This window comes from Fervidicoccaceae archaeon, assembly GCA_038878695.1.
In the GTDB taxonomy this organism is placed as follows: Archaea; Thermoproteota; Thermoprotei_A; order Sulfolobales; family Fervidicoccaceae; genus JAVZVD01.
Genome location: JAVZVD010000003.1, coordinates 1 through 16,641 on the forward strand (window position 1 = coordinate 1; position 16,641 = coordinate 16,641).

General features: G+C 58.6%; 17 protein-coding genes and 2 tRNA genes. 12 read left to right on the top strand and 7 right to left on the bottom strand.

All coding sequences use genetic code 11. The annotated features are described in order from the left end of the window. On the bottom strand, positions 1-987 hold a 987-nt coding region (gene thsB / locus QXU97_04775; protein ID MEM4035907.1), incomplete at its 3' end, for a thermosome subunit beta. 157 nt (positions 988-1,144) lie between these two features. Here thsB and QXU97_04780 point away from each other — a divergent pair. From QXU97_04780 to QXU97_04790, 3 genes are all read left to right on the top strand, one after another. Then, a complete protein-coding gene (locus tag QXU97_04780) occupies positions 1,145-2,041 on the top strand; it encodes a CBS domain-containing protein (protein MEM4035908.1) in 897 nt (298 codons plus the stop codon). Positions 2,042-2,265: 224 nt separating this feature from the next. After that, positions 2,266-2,339, top strand: a tRNA-Ile gene (locus QXU97_04785). Between the two features lie 52 nt (positions 2,340-2,391). Beyond that, positions 2,392-2,625: a DUF5622 domain-containing protein gene (locus QXU97_04790; protein ID MEM4035909.1), complete on the top strand. Its 234-nt coding sequence runs from the start codon at positions 2,392-2,394 to the stop codon at positions 2,623-2,625. A 9-nt stretch (positions 2,626-2,634) separates the two neighbouring features. Here QXU97_04790 and QXU97_04795 read toward each other — a convergent pair whose 3' ends face one another. Continuing rightward, positions 2,635-3,675 (bottom strand): radical SAM protein, encoded by a 1,041-nt coding sequence (locus tag QXU97_04795; GenBank protein MEM4035910.1) that lies wholly within the window; start codon positions 3,673-3,675, stop codon positions 2,635-2,637. A gap of 115 nt (positions 3,676-3,790) precedes the next feature. On the opposite strand from QXU97_04795, the gene QXU97_04800 reads away from it, so the two are divergent. Together QXU97_04800 and QXU97_04805 are read left to right on the top strand one after the other, a co-directional pair. Then, positions 3,791-4,747 (top strand): ABC transporter ATP-binding protein, encoded by a 957-nt coding sequence (locus QXU97_04800; protein ID MEM4035911.1) that lies wholly within the window; start codon positions 3,791-3,793, stop codon positions 4,745-4,747. Between the two features lie 5 nt (positions 4,748-4,752). Then, positions 4,753-5,865, top strand: coding sequence for an ABC transporter ATP-binding protein (locus tag QXU97_04805; GenBank protein ID MEM4035912.1), 1,113 nt, complete (start codon positions 4,753-4,755; stop codon positions 5,863-5,865). Positions 5,866-5,926: 61 nt separating this feature from the next. On the opposite strand, the gene QXU97_04810 is transcribed toward QXU97_04805, so the two are convergent. After that, the gene (locus tag QXU97_04810; protein MEM4035913.1) at positions 5,927-6,565 is read right to left on the bottom strand and encodes a hypothetical protein; all 639 of its coding nucleotides are present in this window, start codon (positions 6,563-6,565) and stop codon (positions 5,927-5,929) included. A 103-nt stretch (positions 6,566-6,668) separates the two neighbouring features. Here QXU97_04810 and QXU97_04815 point away from each other — a divergent pair, with 103 nt between their 5' ends. Genes QXU97_04815 through QXU97_04835 form a run of 5 tightly spaced genes read left to right on the top strand, consistent with a single transcriptional unit; the run spans position 6,669 to position 11,337 of the window. Beyond that, positions 6,669-7,667: a hypothetical protein gene (locus tag QXU97_04815; GenBank protein ID MEM4035914.1), complete on the top strand. Its 999-nt coding sequence runs from the start codon at positions 6,669-6,671 to the stop codon at positions 7,665-7,667. A 6-nt stretch (positions 7,668-7,673) separates the two neighbouring features. Further along, positions 7,674-8,684 (top strand): methionine synthase, encoded by a 1,011-nt coding sequence (locus QXU97_04820; protein ID MEM4035915.1) that lies wholly within the window; start codon positions 7,674-7,676, stop codon positions 8,682-8,684. A gap of 2 nt (positions 8,685-8,686) precedes the next feature. After that, complete coding sequence (locus tag QXU97_04825; GenBank protein ID MEM4035916.1) at positions 8,687-9,757, top strand: hydroxymethylglutaryl-CoA synthase; 1,071 nt, start codon at positions 8,687-8,689, stop codon at positions 9,755-9,757. Positions 9,758-9,764: 7 nt separating this feature from the next. Continuing rightward, the gene (locus QXU97_04830; GenBank protein MEM4035917.1) at positions 9,765-10,916 is read left to right on the top strand and encodes a thiolase family protein; all 1,152 of its coding nucleotides are present in this window, start codon (positions 9,765-9,767) and stop codon (positions 10,914-10,916) included. A gap of 7 nt (positions 10,917-10,923) precedes the next feature. Beyond that, positions 10,924-11,337 carry a Zn-ribbon domain-containing OB-fold protein gene (locus tag QXU97_04835; GenBank protein MEM4035918.1) on the top strand — a complete coding sequence of 138 codons (414 nt, stop codon included), beginning with the start codon at positions 10,924-10,926 and terminating at the stop codon, positions 11,335-11,337. A gap of 17 nt (positions 11,338-11,354) precedes the next feature. Here QXU97_04835 and QXU97_04840 read toward each other — a convergent pair whose 3' ends face one another. Next, positions 11,355-12,062 (bottom strand): hypothetical protein, encoded by a 708-nt coding sequence (locus QXU97_04840; GenBank protein MEM4035919.1) that lies wholly within the window; start codon positions 12,060-12,062, stop codon positions 11,355-11,357. Between the two features lie 82 nt (positions 12,063-12,144). On the opposite strand from QXU97_04840, the gene QXU97_04845 reads away from it, so the two are divergent. Next, a tRNA-Gly gene (locus tag QXU97_04845) sits at positions 12,145-12,220 on the top strand. A 29-nt stretch (positions 12,221-12,249) separates the two neighbouring features. Here QXU97_04845 and hisS read toward each other — a convergent pair. Continuing rightward, the gene (hisS, locus tag QXU97_04850) at positions 12,250-13,560 is read right to left on the bottom strand and encodes a histidine--tRNA ligase (protein MEM4035920.1); all 1,311 of its coding nucleotides are present in this window, start codon (positions 13,558-13,560) and stop codon (positions 12,250-12,252) included. Positions 13,561-13,661: 101 nt separating this feature from the next. Between hisS and QXU97_04855 the strand changes: the two genes are divergently transcribed. Next, on the top strand, positions 13,662-14,417 hold the full coding sequence (locus QXU97_04855) for a VTT domain-containing protein (protein ID MEM4035921.1): 756 nt from the start codon (positions 13,662-13,664) through the stop codon (positions 14,415-14,417). Between the two features lie 5 nt (positions 14,418-14,422). Here QXU97_04855 and QXU97_04860 read toward each other — a convergent pair whose 3' ends face one another. Then, positions 14,423-14,752 (bottom strand): hypothetical protein, encoded by a 330-nt coding sequence (locus QXU97_04860; protein ID MEM4035922.1) that lies wholly within the window; start codon positions 14,750-14,752, stop codon positions 14,423-14,425. 167 nt (positions 14,753-14,919) lie between these two features. Further along, positions 14,920-16,536 carry an L-glutamate gamma-semialdehyde dehydrogenase gene (pruA, locus tag QXU97_04865; GenBank protein MEM4035923.1) on the bottom strand — a complete coding sequence of 539 codons (1,617 nt, stop codon included), beginning with the start codon at positions 16,534-16,536 and terminating at the stop codon, positions 14,920-14,922. Between the last annotated feature and the right edge of the window lie 105 nt (positions 16,537-16,641).

The following is a 16,641-nucleotide window of genomic DNA, read 5'->3' on the forward strand; positions in this document are numbered from 1 at the left end:
GGTAGCCCTCTCGAGCTTCTCCATGTCGCTCCTCTTGACCCTCCTCACCGCGAGTATGCCCCTCTTGGCGAGGAAGTGCTGAGCCACGTCGTCTATCCCCTTCTGGCATATCACGACATTGGCTCCGGCCTCGGCGATCTTGTCGACCATGCTCCTTAGGATCCTCTCCTCTTCCTCGAGGAATCTCCTCATCTGAGTCGGGTCCGAGATCCTGATCTCGGCGTCGATTTCGGGCTTCTCTACCTCGAGCGGCGCGTCGATCAGCGCTATCTTAGCCTTCTCGACCCTCTTCGGCATGCCGGGGTGCACCACCTCTTTGTCGAGGATTATGCCGTCGACTAGCATCGTGTCGAGAAGACTGCCCCCGTGCTTCTTCACGATCTGCACATTGTCGAGATCGACGTACCACCTGTCTCCTCTCTTCTCAGCCACCTTGAGGATCGCGTCGACAGCGATCTCGGCAATCTTCCTGCGGGCGGCGTGCACGGCCTTGCTGCTCAGAGCGGTCTCCGCCACCTTGATGAGCTTCTCGCGATCCGCCACGTCTATGGGCACGGCTATTTCGTCGATCACTCTGACAGCCTCCTCGGCGGCCTTCTTGTAGCCAGACACAATTATGGTCGGATGGATCCCCTTATCGTAGAGCTCCTCGGCGGCCTTCAAGAGCTCTCCAGCCAATATGACGGCAGTCTTCGTGCCGTCTCCGACCTCCTCGTCTTGCCCCTTAGCGGCCTGGACCAGCATCTTGGCCACAGGATGCTGCACATCCATCTTATCGAGGATCGTCGCACCGTCGTTGGTGATGGTTATGTCGCCCAGGCTGTCGACCAACATCTTGTCCATGCCCTTGGGCCCGTAGGTGGTCTTGAGGGCCTCGGCTACGGCCCTGGCGACCAAAATGTTAGTGCGGAGCGCATCTCTACCGGCGGTCCTCTGGGCCCCCTCTTTGAGTATTAGAACCGGGATACCCGTCGGTTCGTAGGCCAAGATCTAATCCACCTCGTTGACTCCCTATGTGGCCGCAGGGAGGTTTAATTCTATGCTTCTATATAAATTTTTCTCTCCTCCAGAGAGCTAGGACTCCGACGAAAAATTATAAATAGTGGAAATAATTATAAATCATTATCAAGTGAAAGCACACTGGGTGAAGAACAGCATGTATAGGCTCTCCTCGGCTCAGCGAGAGATACTGGAGGCGTTGGTCAAATTATACGAGGAGAAGAAGAGACTGGTGAAGAGCGTCGAGATAGCGAATCTCGTTGGCAAGGACGAGGGCACCGTGAGGAACATAATATCGACGTTGAGGAGCCTGGGCTTGTTGGAGAGCAAAACCGGCCCGAGCGGCGGCTACGTGCCCACTCTCAAGGCCCTTGAGATCGTGAAGGCTCCCCCGCTCCCTTCCTACGGGATCCTCAGGGTCTGGAAAGACGACAGAGAGCTCAACGCCGCCGCTTACTCGATCGAGATCCTCGACCTCCTCAACCCGGAGGGTGGCAAGGCCGTCCTCAAGCTCGGCGGGGTGCTCGACGAACTCAAGGAAGGCGACGAAATCAAAGTAGGCCCGGCCCCGCACACCAGGCTTACCATAGAGGGAAGGCTCCTCCAAATAGATAGGGCGAGCGGACAGGCAATCGTACTAATCAAGAGGCTGGTGAGTATACCCAGAGAGACCGTGGGGAGGATCGCCACGAGGAAGCTCATAACGATTAAGCCGACCGACTACCTGCGTGAGGTGGCCAAGCTGTTCTTCGAGAACAGAATACGAGGTGCGCCCGTGGTAGAGGGGGACAAGATCGTTGGGATAGTGACCACCACCGACGTGGCCAAAGCCTTCAGCGAGGGAAAAATCAATGCCAAAGTGAGCGACTACATGAAGAGAAGCGTCGTGACTATTAGAGAAGACGAGGACGTGCTCGACGCCGTCAGATTGATGGACCTATACAATGTTGGCAGACTCATAGTGGTCGACGCCCTCGGCAATCCCGTCGGCATAGTCACGCGCACCGATATACTCAGGAGAATAGCGGCGCTGGGCAAGTGATCTCGAGGAGCCTCCGGAGAAGAGGGCCTCTCGTCACAGCGGGCCTCTCCTCGCCCGCTCCTAATAGATAAACGGCCCGGGTTCTCTCGTCACGCGCGAAGAGATGTGCCGTTCCCAGTTAATATAACGCTTGGTGCGAGCTTCTCCGCGCCGAATGCGTCGAGAGCGACGTAAACGGCGCGCGAGCGCAAGAACTTAAAATTCCTCTGACGGTAGGTGACCCGGGGCCCGTAGCTCAGCCTGGCGGAGCGCCCGGCTGATAACCGGGAGGTCGGGGGTTCGAATCCCCCCGGGCCCACGAACTATTCGTTTTTATAACCAATAGACTCAGCATTGATGGGCGAGAGGCCTTGGGCAATTCCAGGAAATATGTCTACATCGACGTGGGGGGCAGATATGCTAAGGTTAGAGTAATGCTCCGAGGTCAGGAAGACCCGTCCATTACGTCTCTGACGGATCCCTCCAAGATAATCGTCGTCGGCAAGCCCGTGCTCAGACCCCCCCGCGGTTACAAGGTTTACAAGCTCCGAGAGCTACCCGAGGCTCTGAGAGGCGCCGTATTGAGTAGACTGTCGAGAGCTTAGAAAGAGCCCTCACACCGGCCTCGCGATCATCACGCCGTCTTCGTCCTCGATTACTCTGGCAACCACTTCGTCTCCAACCTCGAAGCTTTCCCTCTTACACAAGAGGGTGAAAACTCTGTCGAGGCTCAGCGTGACAGCTAACATCTCGCCGGGCAACCAGCCCTCGCTCACTACCACGAGCTTCACCGTGTCCCCGCGTCTGTAGGGGAGGGGTACGCGCGGAGCCGGATTGAGCCCATAATCTTCCGGTCTCAGCGCGAGCCTCACTCCGAACTTCTCTTCGAGTTTTTCGAGCTCCCTATAGAATCGATCCCAGCTCCACTCTCTCGCCTCCGACATCTTGCGACCGCGCTTATGGGCCACGTATTTCTGCACTCCAACGGGGGGGATCCCCCTTCCAAGGCCCAGCCTCAGGGCCCACTCGATTATCTGCTCTATGTCGGAGTCGTTGACGCCGGGCAGCCAGAGCGGAGTCAGGTGCACCTTGACCCCCAGCTCGAAGTGTAGAAATTCGACGAGCTTCGCGACCTTCTCCACGTCGTAGCTCTCGGAACCAGCTAGCCACCTCGCCTTGGAGGGGTCGAGCGAGTCTATGCTGACGTTGAACTGAGAGGCTCCAGCCTCGACGAGCTTCTCGAGCAAGCTCTCGTCGGCCGGGTGGAGTCTCGTTTCGATTATCGTTGAGAGAGCTACCCCGGATTTCGATACCTCTTCCACGAAATCGGGCAGCGCGGGATGTGTGAGAGGCTCGCCGACCGCATCGAACAGCACGTGGAATTTGCCTTTGTGCTTATGGACGCGTCTGAGCCACGCAACAAGCCACTCGGGGTCTCTCAACATGAATTCAAGCCTCCTCTGACTAGACGGTCCGGCGCCCACGCTGCAAAACCTACACGAGAGAACGCAAAGGCTCGTGGCTCTCACTTGAACTATGTTGTATCCTCGATCGATTACGCCAAAAGCTATGTGTCCAATAAGCGGGAGCGGCCTCTCTATCTCGGCTATCTTCCCGCGCAGCTTAAGCCCCACAGACTCTGGGCGGAGCTTCATTCCAGTCGCTCGGGACTTGGGGGGGACTAGCCCGTTAAGTTTTTCGGGGTAAGAGAGAGCGAGCGTTGAGGAGCGAGGACGCGCTCGAGAGGCCGAGAGGTGCTTCGCTCTGTCTATGGTCTTGGAGGTCAGAAATCTGACCACTCGATTCTTCACGCTGCGCGGGGTGGTCCGAGCCGTTGAGGACGTCTCCTTCGAATTGAGCAGAGGAGAGACCTTGGGCGTGGTGGGGGAAAGCGGCTGCGGCAAGAGCACGCTAGCGTGGAGCTTGATGGGTCTCGCCCCCCCTCCTGGCAGAATCGTGAGCGGCAGAGTCTTCGTCGATGGAGTGGAGATAACGTCTCTCGACCGAGAGAAGCTGAGACGCGCCGTCTTGTGGAAGAAGATTAGCATGATATTCCAGGGGGCCATGAACGCTCTGAATCCGGTCTACTCGGTGGGGCAACAACTCGCTCGAATCTTCATGTATCACTTGGGCCTCACGAAGCGCGAGGCGTTCGAGAGAGCTAAAGCCCTTTTGCCTAACGTTGGGCTCAGCCCGGAGGTGGTGCATAGGTATCCTCACGAGCTCAGCGGGGGCATGAAGCAGAGGGTGGTGATAGCTATGGCTCTCGCTCTCAATCCACCGGTCGTCATCGCAGACGAACCCACGACGGCCCTCGACGTGGTAGTGCAGGCGCAGATACTAAATCTGATGAAGAGACTCAGGGAAGAGAGAAGCCTCAGCTACGTATTGATAACGCATGACCTAAGCGTCGTGGCGGAGCTGGCGGATAAGGTCTTGGTCATGTACGGGGGGAAAATCATGGAACTCGGCCCTGCCGACTCTCTACTGAGGCGGCCAACTCACCCCTACACTGAGGGGCTCTTGAGGAGCGTACCGAGATTGCGCGGTCAGCTCAATAAATTAGAGTACATACCGGGGGAGCCCCCAAATCTGATCAATCCGCCCAGCGGTTGCGTTTTTCACCCGAGGTGTAAGCTCGCAACGGAGCTCTGTAAGAGAGAAGAGCCCCCCCTAGTTGAGGTCGAGAAAGGCCACTATTCTAGGTGCTGGCTCGTGGGCGGGTGAACTTAGTGACCTCCAACGACTCCCTCCTCGCCGTTCGCGACCTTCGCGTCTGGTTCTCGTTAAGACGGACTCTCGTTGAGTTTTTCGCGAGAAGACCCGGCAAGTACGTGAGGGCGGTAGACGGCGTCACCTTCGATGTGGGAGAAGGCGAGACGTTCTGCGTAGTGGGGGAAAGCGGCTGCGGCAAGAGCACGCTGGGAAGGGCCGTGCTAGGCCTCGTGCCTATCACGTCGGGTAGTGTGCTCTACAAACCCACAGAGAAGATTCTAAACGAGCTCTCGAGAAGCGGCGCGCCCATAGTAAACGAGAGAGTCAACATGGCGGTTATCAGGTCGGAAGCCGCTAGGATCCTGCGCCGAGAGCTTCAGTTAATACATCAGGATCCCTTCGCCAGCTTGAACCCTAGATTCACCATCGGGGATATAGTCGAGGAGCCTCTCCGCGCGCACTTCCCCGACATGGACCCGGCCGAGAGGAGAGAGCGCGCGCTAAGAGCGTTGGAAAGCGTCAAGCTGAGCCCAGCCGAGGAAATAGCTCGCAGGTACCCGCATCAGCTAAGCGGTGGGCAGAGGCAGAGAGTCGCTATAGCCAGAGCCTTAGTAATTGAGCCTAAGCTCGTCGTAGCCGACGAGCCCGTCTCGATGTTGGATGTATCGATACGAGCCGAGATACTCGAGCTCATGTTGAGCCTCAAAAACAGGCTCGGCCTGACGTACATATTCATAACCCACGACTTGGCCGTCGCCAGGTACGTATGCGATAAGATAGCTGTGATGTATTTAGGCAAGATAGTCGAGCTTGGGAAGCCCGGCGAGATCATAGAGGCCCCTCTGCATCCCTACGCAAGAGCCCTCGTCGCAGCCGTGCCGGAGCCCGATCCGAGTAATAGGCTGAGGCAACGTCCTCTGCCGGTGAAGGGAGAAGTGCCTAGTCCCATCAATGTGCCAAGGGGTTGCAGATTCCACCCCAGGTGCGTCGCTCTCGATGAGAACAGAGAGAGGCTCCGCGGACTCTGCGAAATGGAGGAGCCCCCATTGATCGAGGTCGAGCCGGGCAGGTTCGTGGCGTGCTGGCTCTATTCGAGGCCCGCCTCGAGCTCGGTCTCTCAAGCTTCATGATTAAAGAGCTTCGCTGCGCGTTCGAGAAGATATTGTAATTATAAATTATTATTTTGATATTTTAGTCTAGCTGTGATATCGAGGGCTCGAGCAATCCGCTAGCGATTAAGGCATTCAACACTCTCACCACTCTCGAGTGTCCTCTCTCGAGCTCGCGGAAGCTCTTTATCGATGGATCATAGCGCACGGGCACCGCGAGCTTCTCTCCGCAAAGGCAGCGGGGCCTCTTCCCGCTCGGAAAGACCGACGACTCGTAGAGATCCCTTAGCATGCTCCACTTCGCGCTCTCGACCAGGCCCCTGGCGATCTCGTCTTCGCCTCGGGTCGAGCCGAACGCGAGCCTAAGCGCCTCTCCGCCGAGTCCTCTCAAGCGTCGCCGGCCATCACCAGGCGAGGTCGCCTCGCCCTCTCGAGCTTCGAGGACGCGGCGATAGCCCTCCTCGAGGAGGTCGAGCATCTCTTCGGGCGTATCGCAGAGCGGCTCGAGGTAGAGCCAAGACGTTGTGGGGGCCACCGCGCTCGGTCTCGGAAGAGGGCTCGCGACCATCAACACACGATAAATCGGCTCTAGTCTGCCTATGAAGTGGTTCTCCACCGCTACTTCGCGCTTGCTATCTCTCCAGCTCAACGTGAGCTCCAGGAAGGGGATCAAAACCACGACGCCGACCTCGCTTCTATCGACTGCTCTGCGCAGCCTCAAGTCTCCGAGTTCCCCGCGGAATTTCATTTAATTGAACATAAATAAATGAGTCGAAGACGGAAGAAACGATATAACTCAGATCAGCGCGGCCTGAGGAAGAGGCGTGCATTCTTTGGCGAGCGGCCTCGTCGTTGAGACCTCCCTAACTGGCGGCATTCCGCGCACGATGAGATACGCCAGCCTAATCAGGAAGCACGAGAAGGGCTTGATCAGCGAAGACGAGCTCTTCGAGAAGGCGGTCGAGATAACGGCGAGGACGTTCTCCAGGCTCTCCAGAGACCTCCCCGACTACGTCACTGACGGCATGTACCTGTGCGACGATATATTGAACCCCTTCATCAAGGACCTGGTCGGCGTAGAAGTGGGCGGTCTCGTTAGATTCTTCGAGAACAACTTCTTCGTGAGGCAGCCGATCGTTAGAGAACGTATCGGGTTGACTGAGACCCCAGCGAGACTCCTCCGTCGTATTGAGCTAGGGGAAAGACTGCGGAGGCTTCTAAGGAGGAAGCTGAGGCTCCCGGTGCCAGGACCCGCTACCTTCGCCGATCTCGCCCTAATCGAGCCCTCCGCGCCCTATAATTCTCGCGCAGACCTCGCAATGGACTACTTCGCGAGGATCCTCGCTCCGATGCTCGAGCTCGCGTCGGGTCGCGACGTGATACTCGAGGTCCACGACCCCTCTCTGACTCGCCTCTCGAAACTCGACGGAGGCGTGCTCGACGCCTACAAACAGGCGCTGGGAACCTTGTCTGAAAGGGAGCAGGAGAAATTGCACTTGATAGTCTATTTCGGCTCATTCCCGAGGAAGCTAGCCGCGGAGGCTCCGAAGCGCGTGACGCTCGGGCTAGATCTCGTCGAGAGCCGCGAAGACATCGAATTGGCGCGGGAGCTGAGAGGGAGGGTTCAGCTTGGCATAATCGATGCCAGGAGCACGTTGATGGAGAAAATCGATGCATTGAGGAGGCTCGTCGAGGAGCTGAGCGGGCCCGAGAGCGTAATTCTGTCCACCAATACCACACTAGAGTTCCTGCCGGAGAGCGTAGCCTACAAGAAGCTGAGACTGCTGGGGAGACTAAAGAGAGGGTTGGAGAGTGCGAGGTGAGACCACGTGGAGCTGCCCATCTTGCCCACCACGGTCGTCGGCAGTTACCCCAGACCAGCCTGGCTCAAGAGAATGCTCAAGCTGAGGCGCTACGGCAAGGTTGACGAAGATCAACTTTTGGAGGCACTCGATGACGCCGTCGTCGCGGCGGTCCGCGAGCAGGAGCTGGCGGGAATCGATATCCCATCGGACGGCGAGCAACGCAGAGACGAGATGGTCGAGTACTTCGCCGAGCGCATAGGGGGCTTCAAGTTCTACGGCCCCGTGCGAGTCTGGAACAACAACTTCTTCAACAAGCCGGCCGTGGTCTCTAAGCTCGAGTACAAGCAGCCCATCGTCTTAGAGGAGTACTTTTACCTCAAGAGGATCAGCACGAGACCCATCGTGAAGGTCACGATAACAGGCCCTTATACCATAGCGGATTGGAGCTTCAACGAATACTACGAGACAAAGGAAGAACTCGTCAGGGAGCTCTCTAAGATAATCAAAGCGGAGATCTCGGCTCTCGCAGATCATGGGGCGGTCTTCATTCAGATAGACGAGCCCGCGTTGACTACTCATCCCAATGAGGTGGAGTGGGCCATAGAGCTCATAGATGAAATGGCCAACGGCGTTAATGCGAAGATAGCGCTCCACGTCTGCTACAGCGATTACAACCTATTGACGCCTCACGTCGATAGACTCAAGAATATCAGTCAACTGGTACTCGAATTCGCCAACAGAGGCTTCCGAGACCTGGCGATGCTCAGAGGCTTCTCAAAGGAGCTGGGGTTTGGAGTCGTGGATGTGCACAGTAAACGCGTCGAGGAGCCGGAAGAAATCGCCAGGGCTCTGAGGAAGGCTATGGAGTACGTTCCTCCAGATATGATATACGTGAACCCGGACTGCGGCCTGAAGCTCCTGCCTAGGAGGGTCGCTCGGGCTAAGCTCGAGAGCATGGTTGCTGGCGTATCGCTCGTGCGCGCTGAGTTGAGAGCGCGCGGCCTGGAGACCGTGCCTCTGCGCCTGAGGGTCTAGCCTTGGACGGCGGCCTCCCGGAGTCGAGGGTCGGCATAGCAGGCTGGGGCACCTACGTGCCCAGGCTAAGGGTGCGAGCCGAGGAATTTGCCAGAGTCTGGGGACACCCGCCGGGAGGGTGGCTGGGGCTCGGCGTGTCGGAGAAGAGCCTGGCCTGGATCGACGAGGACGCCGTGACGATGGGCGTCGAGGCGGCTCTCGGGGCCCTCGCCAGGGCGTGCATCGAGGGGAGAGAAGTAGGAGCGGTGTTCTTCGGGACGGAGTCGAAGCCCTACGCGGTTAAGCCTAGCGCAGCCGTAGTGGCCGAGGCGCTGGGGATCACGCCTCATACTATGGCCAGCGACCTCGAGTTCGCCTGTCGCGCTGCGAGCGAGGGACTAAGAGCGAGCATAGGTCTCGTAGCCTCAAACATGGTGAAGTATTCGCTGGTGATCGGCAGCGATACGGCTCAGGCCAACCCGGGCGACGTGCTCGAGTTCACGGCGTCTAGCGCCGCTGTGGCTATCTTGGTCGGACCGGCCGAGAGCTCGGCGGCGATCTTCGAGGCATCACACTCGTACGTCACGGATACCACGGACTTCTGGAGGAGGTCAACGGCTCTTTTCCCGCTACACGCGGAGGGGTTCACGGGCGAGCCGGCATACTTCGCCCACATCATTGGCGCAGTGCGGGGACTCCTCGAGAAGACCGGGCTGAGACCGGGCGACTTCGATTTCGTCGTCTTCCACCAGCCCAATGCGCGCTTCCCTCTGCGCGTGGCCGAGAGGTTAGGCTTCCCCCGCGAGAAAGTAGAGCCGGGTCTCGTCGTGAGCAGGATAGGCAATAGCTACAACGCGAGCGCCCTCATGGGATTGGCCAGGATCCTCGAGATCGCCGAGCCCGGCTCGAGGATTCTGCTCGCGCCTTTCGGCAGCGGCGCGGGAGCCGACGCTTACTCGATCGTGCTCACGGAGCGTGCGCGCAGAGCGAGAGAAGCCGCTCCCAAGGTCGACGACTGGCTATCTAAGGGCGTAGTCGTGGACTACGCGGTCTACGCCAGAGCTCGCGGACTCTTGCGGAGAGTGAGGTGGTGAAGTCGGCTTGGTCTCTTACGTGAGTGGCATCGGGTTCACCAAGGTCGGTAGACACTACGAGCTGAGCCTCGCCGATTTGGCCCGAGAGGCCGCGGTCAGAGCGCTGGAGCAGGCCGGCGTGGACGGAGTAGACGCGTTGGTGGTCTCCAATCTCTTCGCCGACGCGCTCCAGGGAGAGAGCATGCTCGGGCCTCTGGTGCTGGAAGAGCTGGGCTTCGCGGGCGCTCAAGTGCTGAGCGTAGGCGGGGGCGAAGCCTCGGGCCTTCTAGCGGTGCACGTCGCGCGGTCCCTCGTCGAGTCGAAGATGGCACGCGACGTGCTGGTCGTTGGAGTGGAGAAGCTCAGCGACGCCTCGAGCGCTGCGCACGCTAGCCTGTTAGAGAGGCTGGTCAGTGCAGACTACGAGGGCATCTACGGCGTGAATCTCGCCGCTTTGTACGCGCTGGCTGCCGCGGAGTACATGCGGAGATTCTCGGTGAGCGAGGAGCTACTAGCTCTGTGGCCCGTGCTGATGCACGAGCACTCACTCAATGCCCAGCACGGGCAGCTCAGGTTCAAGCTGACGGTAGAGCGGGTGCTCGGCTCGGAGCCGCTCTCGCCGCCGCTTAGACAGTTCCACGCGCATCAGCCCGGCGACGGAGCGGCCGCGCTGCTCATCTCATCGGAGAGCTCGAGAGCCCCCAAGGAGGCCAGGCTCGCGGAGTTACTGTACACGGCCTCGGCTGGAGGCCCTCTCGAGTATTCTCTGCGCAAAGACCCCGTCTGGTTCGAGACCGTCGCCGTATTGACTCGAGCCATGCTGAGCGCGGAGAATCTCGAGCCTCGGAAAATAGATCTAGTCGAGGTGACCGATAGCTACAGCATAGGAGGCCCCCTGTGCGTGGAGGCGATGGGCTTGAGCGAGCGAGGCCGAACTCTCCGCGATGTAGCCGAGGGTAGGTTTGGCTTCGGCGATAGGCCCACGCTCAACGTGGCGGGAGGGGTCAAGGCTCGAGGACACCCCTACGGAGCCACCGGGGTCTACCAGGTGGCGGAGATCGTATCGGCGATGCACGGAATCTATGGGGTCAAACAGCTCTCAGGCACCGAGTTCGGCGTAGCCGTGGCGATCGGAGGCTACGCGGCCGTAGCGGCTGGGGCGCTTCTCAGGAGAACCTGACGGAGGAATGATCGGGTTGGACCTCGAGTTAAACGCGGCGAGGCTCTGGAGGCTCAGGAGAAAGCACTACTCGATCGAGGGAGCTCGATGTAGCTCTTGCGGCGCGCTCTTCTACCCACCGAGAAGAGCTTGCCCCCACTGCGGATCGAGGGACGTCGCGCTCTCTCCTCTGCCGAGAAGAGGGAAGCTCGTAGCGTGGACGCCCCTCTACGACGTTGGCGGAAATTTCGAAGAGAGCAGGCCCCTCTACATCGGTGTCATCGACCTCGGCGGTGCGCGCGTCGTGCTTCCGCTGACCGATGTATTCGACGAGCGTGAGCTGCTCGAAGGGGCCGAGGTCGAGCTGGTCTTCAGGAGAATAGTTGAGGCAGGCTCAGCGGGACCGATCCACTACGGTCTAAAGGCTAGGATCGCGAAATAGCCAAATCAGGAGAGCCTTTAGAGCCTCCCGAGAACGCGGGAGATCTCCGAGGGTCCGAGCGCGGGGAGTGAGACTATCATGCCGTCGAGCAGGCCCTTCCACTTATCCAAGTACTCGGCGAGAAGCTCGGCTTCCACCGAGTCCTCGGTCTGGAGGCGACTCTTCACGAGCCCCCTATTCTCGGGCGTAATGACTATTGCGTAGCCGAGCAGCTCTCCGCGCTCCAGCGCCCCAGAGGACCGGAGGACTCCGAGCTTCTCCTCGTTCTTCCGCAGGACTACGTAAAAGTCGGCGCGAGCTCTCAGCCTCTTCTCGATGTCCTCCGGTTGACGCCTCAAGCTTATGGTCAAGCCTCCGCGTATCCCCGATAGCTTAGGATCGCTCCTGAGCATCGAGAGGGCCTCTTCCGGGCTCACGTCGCCGACTATCGTGCCTCGAGGAGGCCTGTCTCCTCGGAGAAAGAGGATCTCCGAGACGCCTACGAGGTAGGCCCCGTATATCTGATTGACTAGGCCGGTCCACGAATAGTCTATGACTCGCAAACTTATCGCGACTCTCAGGCCGCGCTCTACGGCTATGGCGGCTATAGGGAGAACCGAAGCCTTCGGGATTCCGAGAGGAGAATCCGGCACGAATACCTCATCCACTCGTCCAGCCACGGCTTCCAACAAAGCCTCGAGCTTCTTCCTAGATCTCGTTGGCATGATCTCTACGAGCAGCTTCATCCGAGGCACCGCGTCGAACGACTCGCGACTCTCTGCCCTCTGCAGATTTATTTAAAAGGTTGTCACGGCGCTACATAGAACAGCGGCGGTCGTCTAGCCTGGACTAGGACGCCGGCCTTCCAAGCCGGAAATCCCGGGTTCGAATCCCGGCCGCCGCACCTAAAGTCCCCCGCCTGGGCGAACACTCTCACGACTTCCTAGGCACGTTCGATGAGGCTCTCTCCCTCGCTAGATTGACCAACGAGTCTAAATTTAGTTCGAGTCTCTCGCCTCTCTCTCGATCATACACCGCGTAGACTCCCCTCTCTAGCTCGCGCTGACCAACGAATACTACGATAGGGATTCGCAAAGCCGAGGCCCTCTTCCTCTGTTTGTCTTCGTCGCGCCTCATTAGGTCGACCTCGGTTGGCACGCCTCTAACTCGGAGCTCGCGGGCCAGCTTCCAAGCGGCCTCGTAGTGCTCCGAGCCCACGTTGACGACGAGCACGACCGAGCAGGACCTCCTGCCGAGATCAACGAGCCCCCTCTCGACCAAGACGTCTAGGACTCGGTCCACTCCTATGCTGCAGCCCGTGGCCGGTATGCTCTCCCCACCTCGAAAGAGACCTATCAGCTCATCGTATCTGCCTCCCCCCGCGATGCTCGGCCCCCTCCCCACTGAGAACTCCATTATCGGGCCCGTATAGTAATCGAGGCCGCGAACCAGGCTCGGGTCGATGACAATCTTATCCGGGTCGAAGGCCAGCTCTATTATGAGCTCGAGGTCTTCGATTGCTCGAGAAGCCGCGGTGGTGGAGACGAGGGGCTTGAGCCCGTCGAGGCCGCCGCCAGCCTCACGAAGGTCGAGCAGGCGCTCTACCCTCTCTACGAGCGATTGCGAGAGGCCCAGGGCTCTCAGCTCGTTGAGCACGCCCTCCCGCCCCAGCTTGTCGAGCTTATCTATCGCTCTATACACGGGCTTCGGGTCGACGAGCCCGAGCTCGCGCTTGAAGAACTCATCTAGCACGACCCTGTGATTTAGCCTCACGGCGACGTCTCTCAGACCAAGCTGATGGAGAGCGTGTTGAACTGCGCCGAGGACCTCTGCGTCGGCCTCGGGGTGAGGAGAGCCGACAACATCTACGTCGGCTTGGAGGAATTCTCTATACCTCATGTGTTGAGGCTCTTCGTGTCTCCACACCGGCGCGATCTGGTATCTCTTAAAAGGCAGAGGGAGCTCCGGGTGAGAGGCGACGTAGCGGGCCAGGGGCACGGTGAGATCGTAGCGGAGCCCGTACTCGCGACCGCTGCGAGGGTCTTCGAATCTCCAGATCAACATGCCCTCCGCCTCCTCTCCATACTTGCCCGCTAGCGTCTCCCAGAACTCGACGGCCGGAGTCTCCATCGGGGAGAAGCCGTAGAGCTCGAATACTTTTCCGATTCTCTCGATCACGCGCAGTCGAGGGATGGCGATCTCGGGAGGTATATCGCGGAAGCCTCTCGGTGGGGTTGGCTTCATAATCGAGCACCCCGGCGCGGAGCTCTCGAGAGCCGCTGCGAGCCTCCCATTTATTTCCCCGCCAGCATAATGCTTGGGGTCAAACTTCGAGGAGAGGCGGCGTGGAGCTTACATTGTTGGAGACCCTCAGGTCCTTGGTCTCTAGCCTAGGACTAGCGGGAGTCTTTGTAATCAGCGCGCTGGGGAACGCCGTGCCGTATTCTTCGGTGCCCTATCTAGCTTTCATCGCAGCCTACTCCATGGCCATGGAGGCGGGGAGTAGGATTCTCTTAGTTCTCGTTGGGGCTCTCGGCGCGACCGCGGGCAAGCTCTTGATCTATGCCGCCTCGAGGTATGCGGCCGAGAAGGTGATATCTGAGGAGCGCAAGAAAGACATGGAGTATCTGAGGAGGGCTCTGAGCAGAAGATATTTAGGTCTACTGGCGGTCTTGCTCTTTGCAGCAACGCCTCTGCCGGACGACGTGTTATACGTACCCCTGGGAGTGGCCAAGTACGATCCGACACACTTCTTCGCGGGGACCCTGCTGGGCAAGACCGTGATAGTCGGTATTGCCGTGTTCCTGGGAGAGAGAGCGACCTGGGTCCTCAGCGCAGCCTCCGAATACGGTACCGGCGCGTTGATAGCCGGGGCGGCGGTGCTCATCGCCTTCACCTCGGTGCTGCTAGCCGTGGTGATATTCGCCGATTGGAGGAGCGTCTTCATGGCCCTCTCCGAACGAGGCGCCCTCGCCTCATTGGCCGTGTTGACCCGAGAGACTGCGCTTATCCTTACTCTGAGGCACCCATCCATCAGGAGGAGAGGCGAGAAGCTAGGGGAGCTCATTGGAAAATCTCACGATATGGGCGAGGCCCGCTGAGAACCTCAAGCCCTCGAGCGGCCCAGTTTCTCGAGCGCCAGCTCGAGGGCTTTGTCGAAATCCGGCTGAAGCCTTTCGTTGAGCGGTATATCGCTCAAGAGGGGGACCACGCGACCCGACTCCAGCTCTGCCATGAGCTGAGGGAGCCCGGCCATTCCGAGTTCGTCGGTGAAGCCGTGCTCGATCGCGTAAACGTAGTCCTCGTATTTCACTTCCAGCTCCGCTCCTAGGACCTCCGCCAACTTCTCCGCCAACTTCTTCCACTCTCCGTGATATGGATGATGCTCGGCCGTATCGAGAACTATCTTTAGAACCCTCTCGGTCAAGTTGATCACACTCTGACTCTCTCGACCTGCGGCTTTTATTTCGCTTTAGTCGCTTTAACGGTCCAAGTTTGCCTCAAAGCCTCGCTCGATCCCCTCAGGGGGAGGGACGATAGGAAAAAGACTTAGCACATTGAGCAATGTGAAGCAACGAAGTAAGGAAGAAGGCTTTTTTGAGCTCAGCCCATGTACTCTCTGCGCCAATCCCGCGGCGGATTGAGATTTTCTTTTATGTTTCTCGGGTTCAGCCATTTGACTAGGTTCAGCCAGAATCCCGCCTTATCGTTAGTCCCCGACCATCTCGTGCCACCGAATGGTTGCCTGCCCACTATGGCCCCAGTCGGTTTATCGTTAATGTAGAAGTTGCCGGCGGCATATCTTAATTTCCTCTCGGCTTCGATTATGGCATATCTATCGTTAGCAATTATAGAGCCCGTTAGACCGTACGGAGCCGCGCTATCCACCACGCCGAGCACCTCGCTGTACTTATCGTCATCGTAAACGTAGACCGTTAAGACGGGCCCGAAGATCTCCTCCACCATGAGCTTCCCGCGGGGATTATTGGTAACTATTATTGTTGGCTCAATGAACCAGCCTTTCTCGCTGCTATATCCTCCACCGTAGATTATCTCGTATTCTTCGGGTCTGCTCCTCGCATACTCTATATAGCTAATTATCTTCTCGAACGCGGCTCTATTTATGACCGCTCCGCCGAAGACCGTGAAGTCCTCGATGGGTCCGTAGCGCACTCTCCTCATCTCACTCAGCAGCCTCGCCTTGAGCGCGCCGTTCCACAGGCTCTTGGGGACGAAGAGTCTAGAGGCGGCGCTGCATTTCTGGCCCTGGTACTCGAAGGCCCCCCGAATTATAGCGGTGACTGAAACCTCCACGTCGGCCGAGGGATGTACTACGATGAAGTCCTTACCGCCCGTCTCCCCAACTATTCTGGGGAAATTCCTATAGCGTTCTAAGTTCTCGGCGATTCTCTTCCACAGCTTCACGAAAGTCTCGTAGCTCCCAGTGAAGTGAAGGCCGGCGAAGTCCTTGTGCCTGAAGACCGCGTCAAAGCTCGCGTGGGGCGAGGGAACGAAGTTGACCACGCCAGGTGGTAGACCGGCCTCCATGAGGACTTCCATTATCACGTAGTTCGAGAATATCACGTCGGTGCAAGGTCTCCACACAGCTACGTTACCGACTATGGCGGGGGCTGTGGGGAGGTTGCCGGCGATGCTGAAGAAGTTAAACGGTGGGATAGCCGCAACGAAGCCCTCGAGGGGCCTCCAGTCCAGTCTGTTGATCTCGCCCGGGAACTGATCGGGTTGCTGCTCGTAGAGGAACTGAGCATAGTACGCGTTGAATCTCCAGAAGTCCACCAACTCGGCCAGATCTATCTCGGCTTCGTAGGGCGTCTTGGATTGATTCAGCATTATGGCCGCTATGGCTCTGAGCCTATAAGGCCCCGAGAGCAGCTCGGCCGCTCTCATAAAGACAGCAACTCTGTGGTACCAGTCGAGGTCGGACCACCTCTGCCAAGCGTCGAGCGCTCTCTCGATGGCCTCTTCGACTTCGGTCTCTCCAGCCAAGTGGGCAATCGCTAGGAGCTTGCTGTGGTCGTGGGGGGCTCTGATCTCGCGCGTCTGCCCACTCTTGACCTTCTTCCCTCCCACGATCAATGGGATCTCCTCGGTCTTCGAGGAGAGCTCCTCGAGCTTCTTCTTCAGCTCCTCCCTCTCTTTCGTGCCTGGAGCGTAGCCGATGATGCGCTCGTTCTTGGGCTTCTCGATGTGCCACTTCAAGCCTCCTCACCGCGTTGGGCCGATCTCGTGTTTTCATCTGCTCGAGGTGCACGGCTCAATAATCTTTCGACTGCTCGAGCGCTCAGATTGCGTGATTTCGTTGAA

Coding starts and splice junctions, on each gene's coding strand:
- QXU97_04795 (MEM4035910.1), bottom strand. CDS start 3,675: ATGAAGCTCCGCCCAGAGTCTGTGGGGCTTAAGCTGCGCGGGAAGATA.
- QXU97_04800 (MEM4035911.1), top strand. CDS start 3,791: ATGGTCTTGGAGGTCAGAAATCTGACCACTCGATTCTTCACGCTGCGC.
- QXU97_04835 (MEM4035918.1), top strand. CDS start 10,924: ATGATCGGGTTGGACCTCGAGTTAAACGCGGCGAGGCTCTGGAGGCTC.
- QXU97_04840 (MEM4035919.1), bottom strand. CDS start 12,062: ATGAAGCTGCTCGTAGAGATCATGCCAACGAGATCTAGGAAGAAGCTC.
- hisS (MEM4035920.1), bottom strand. CDS start 13,560: ATGAAGCCAACCCCACCGAGAGGCTTCCGCGATATACCTCCCGAGATC.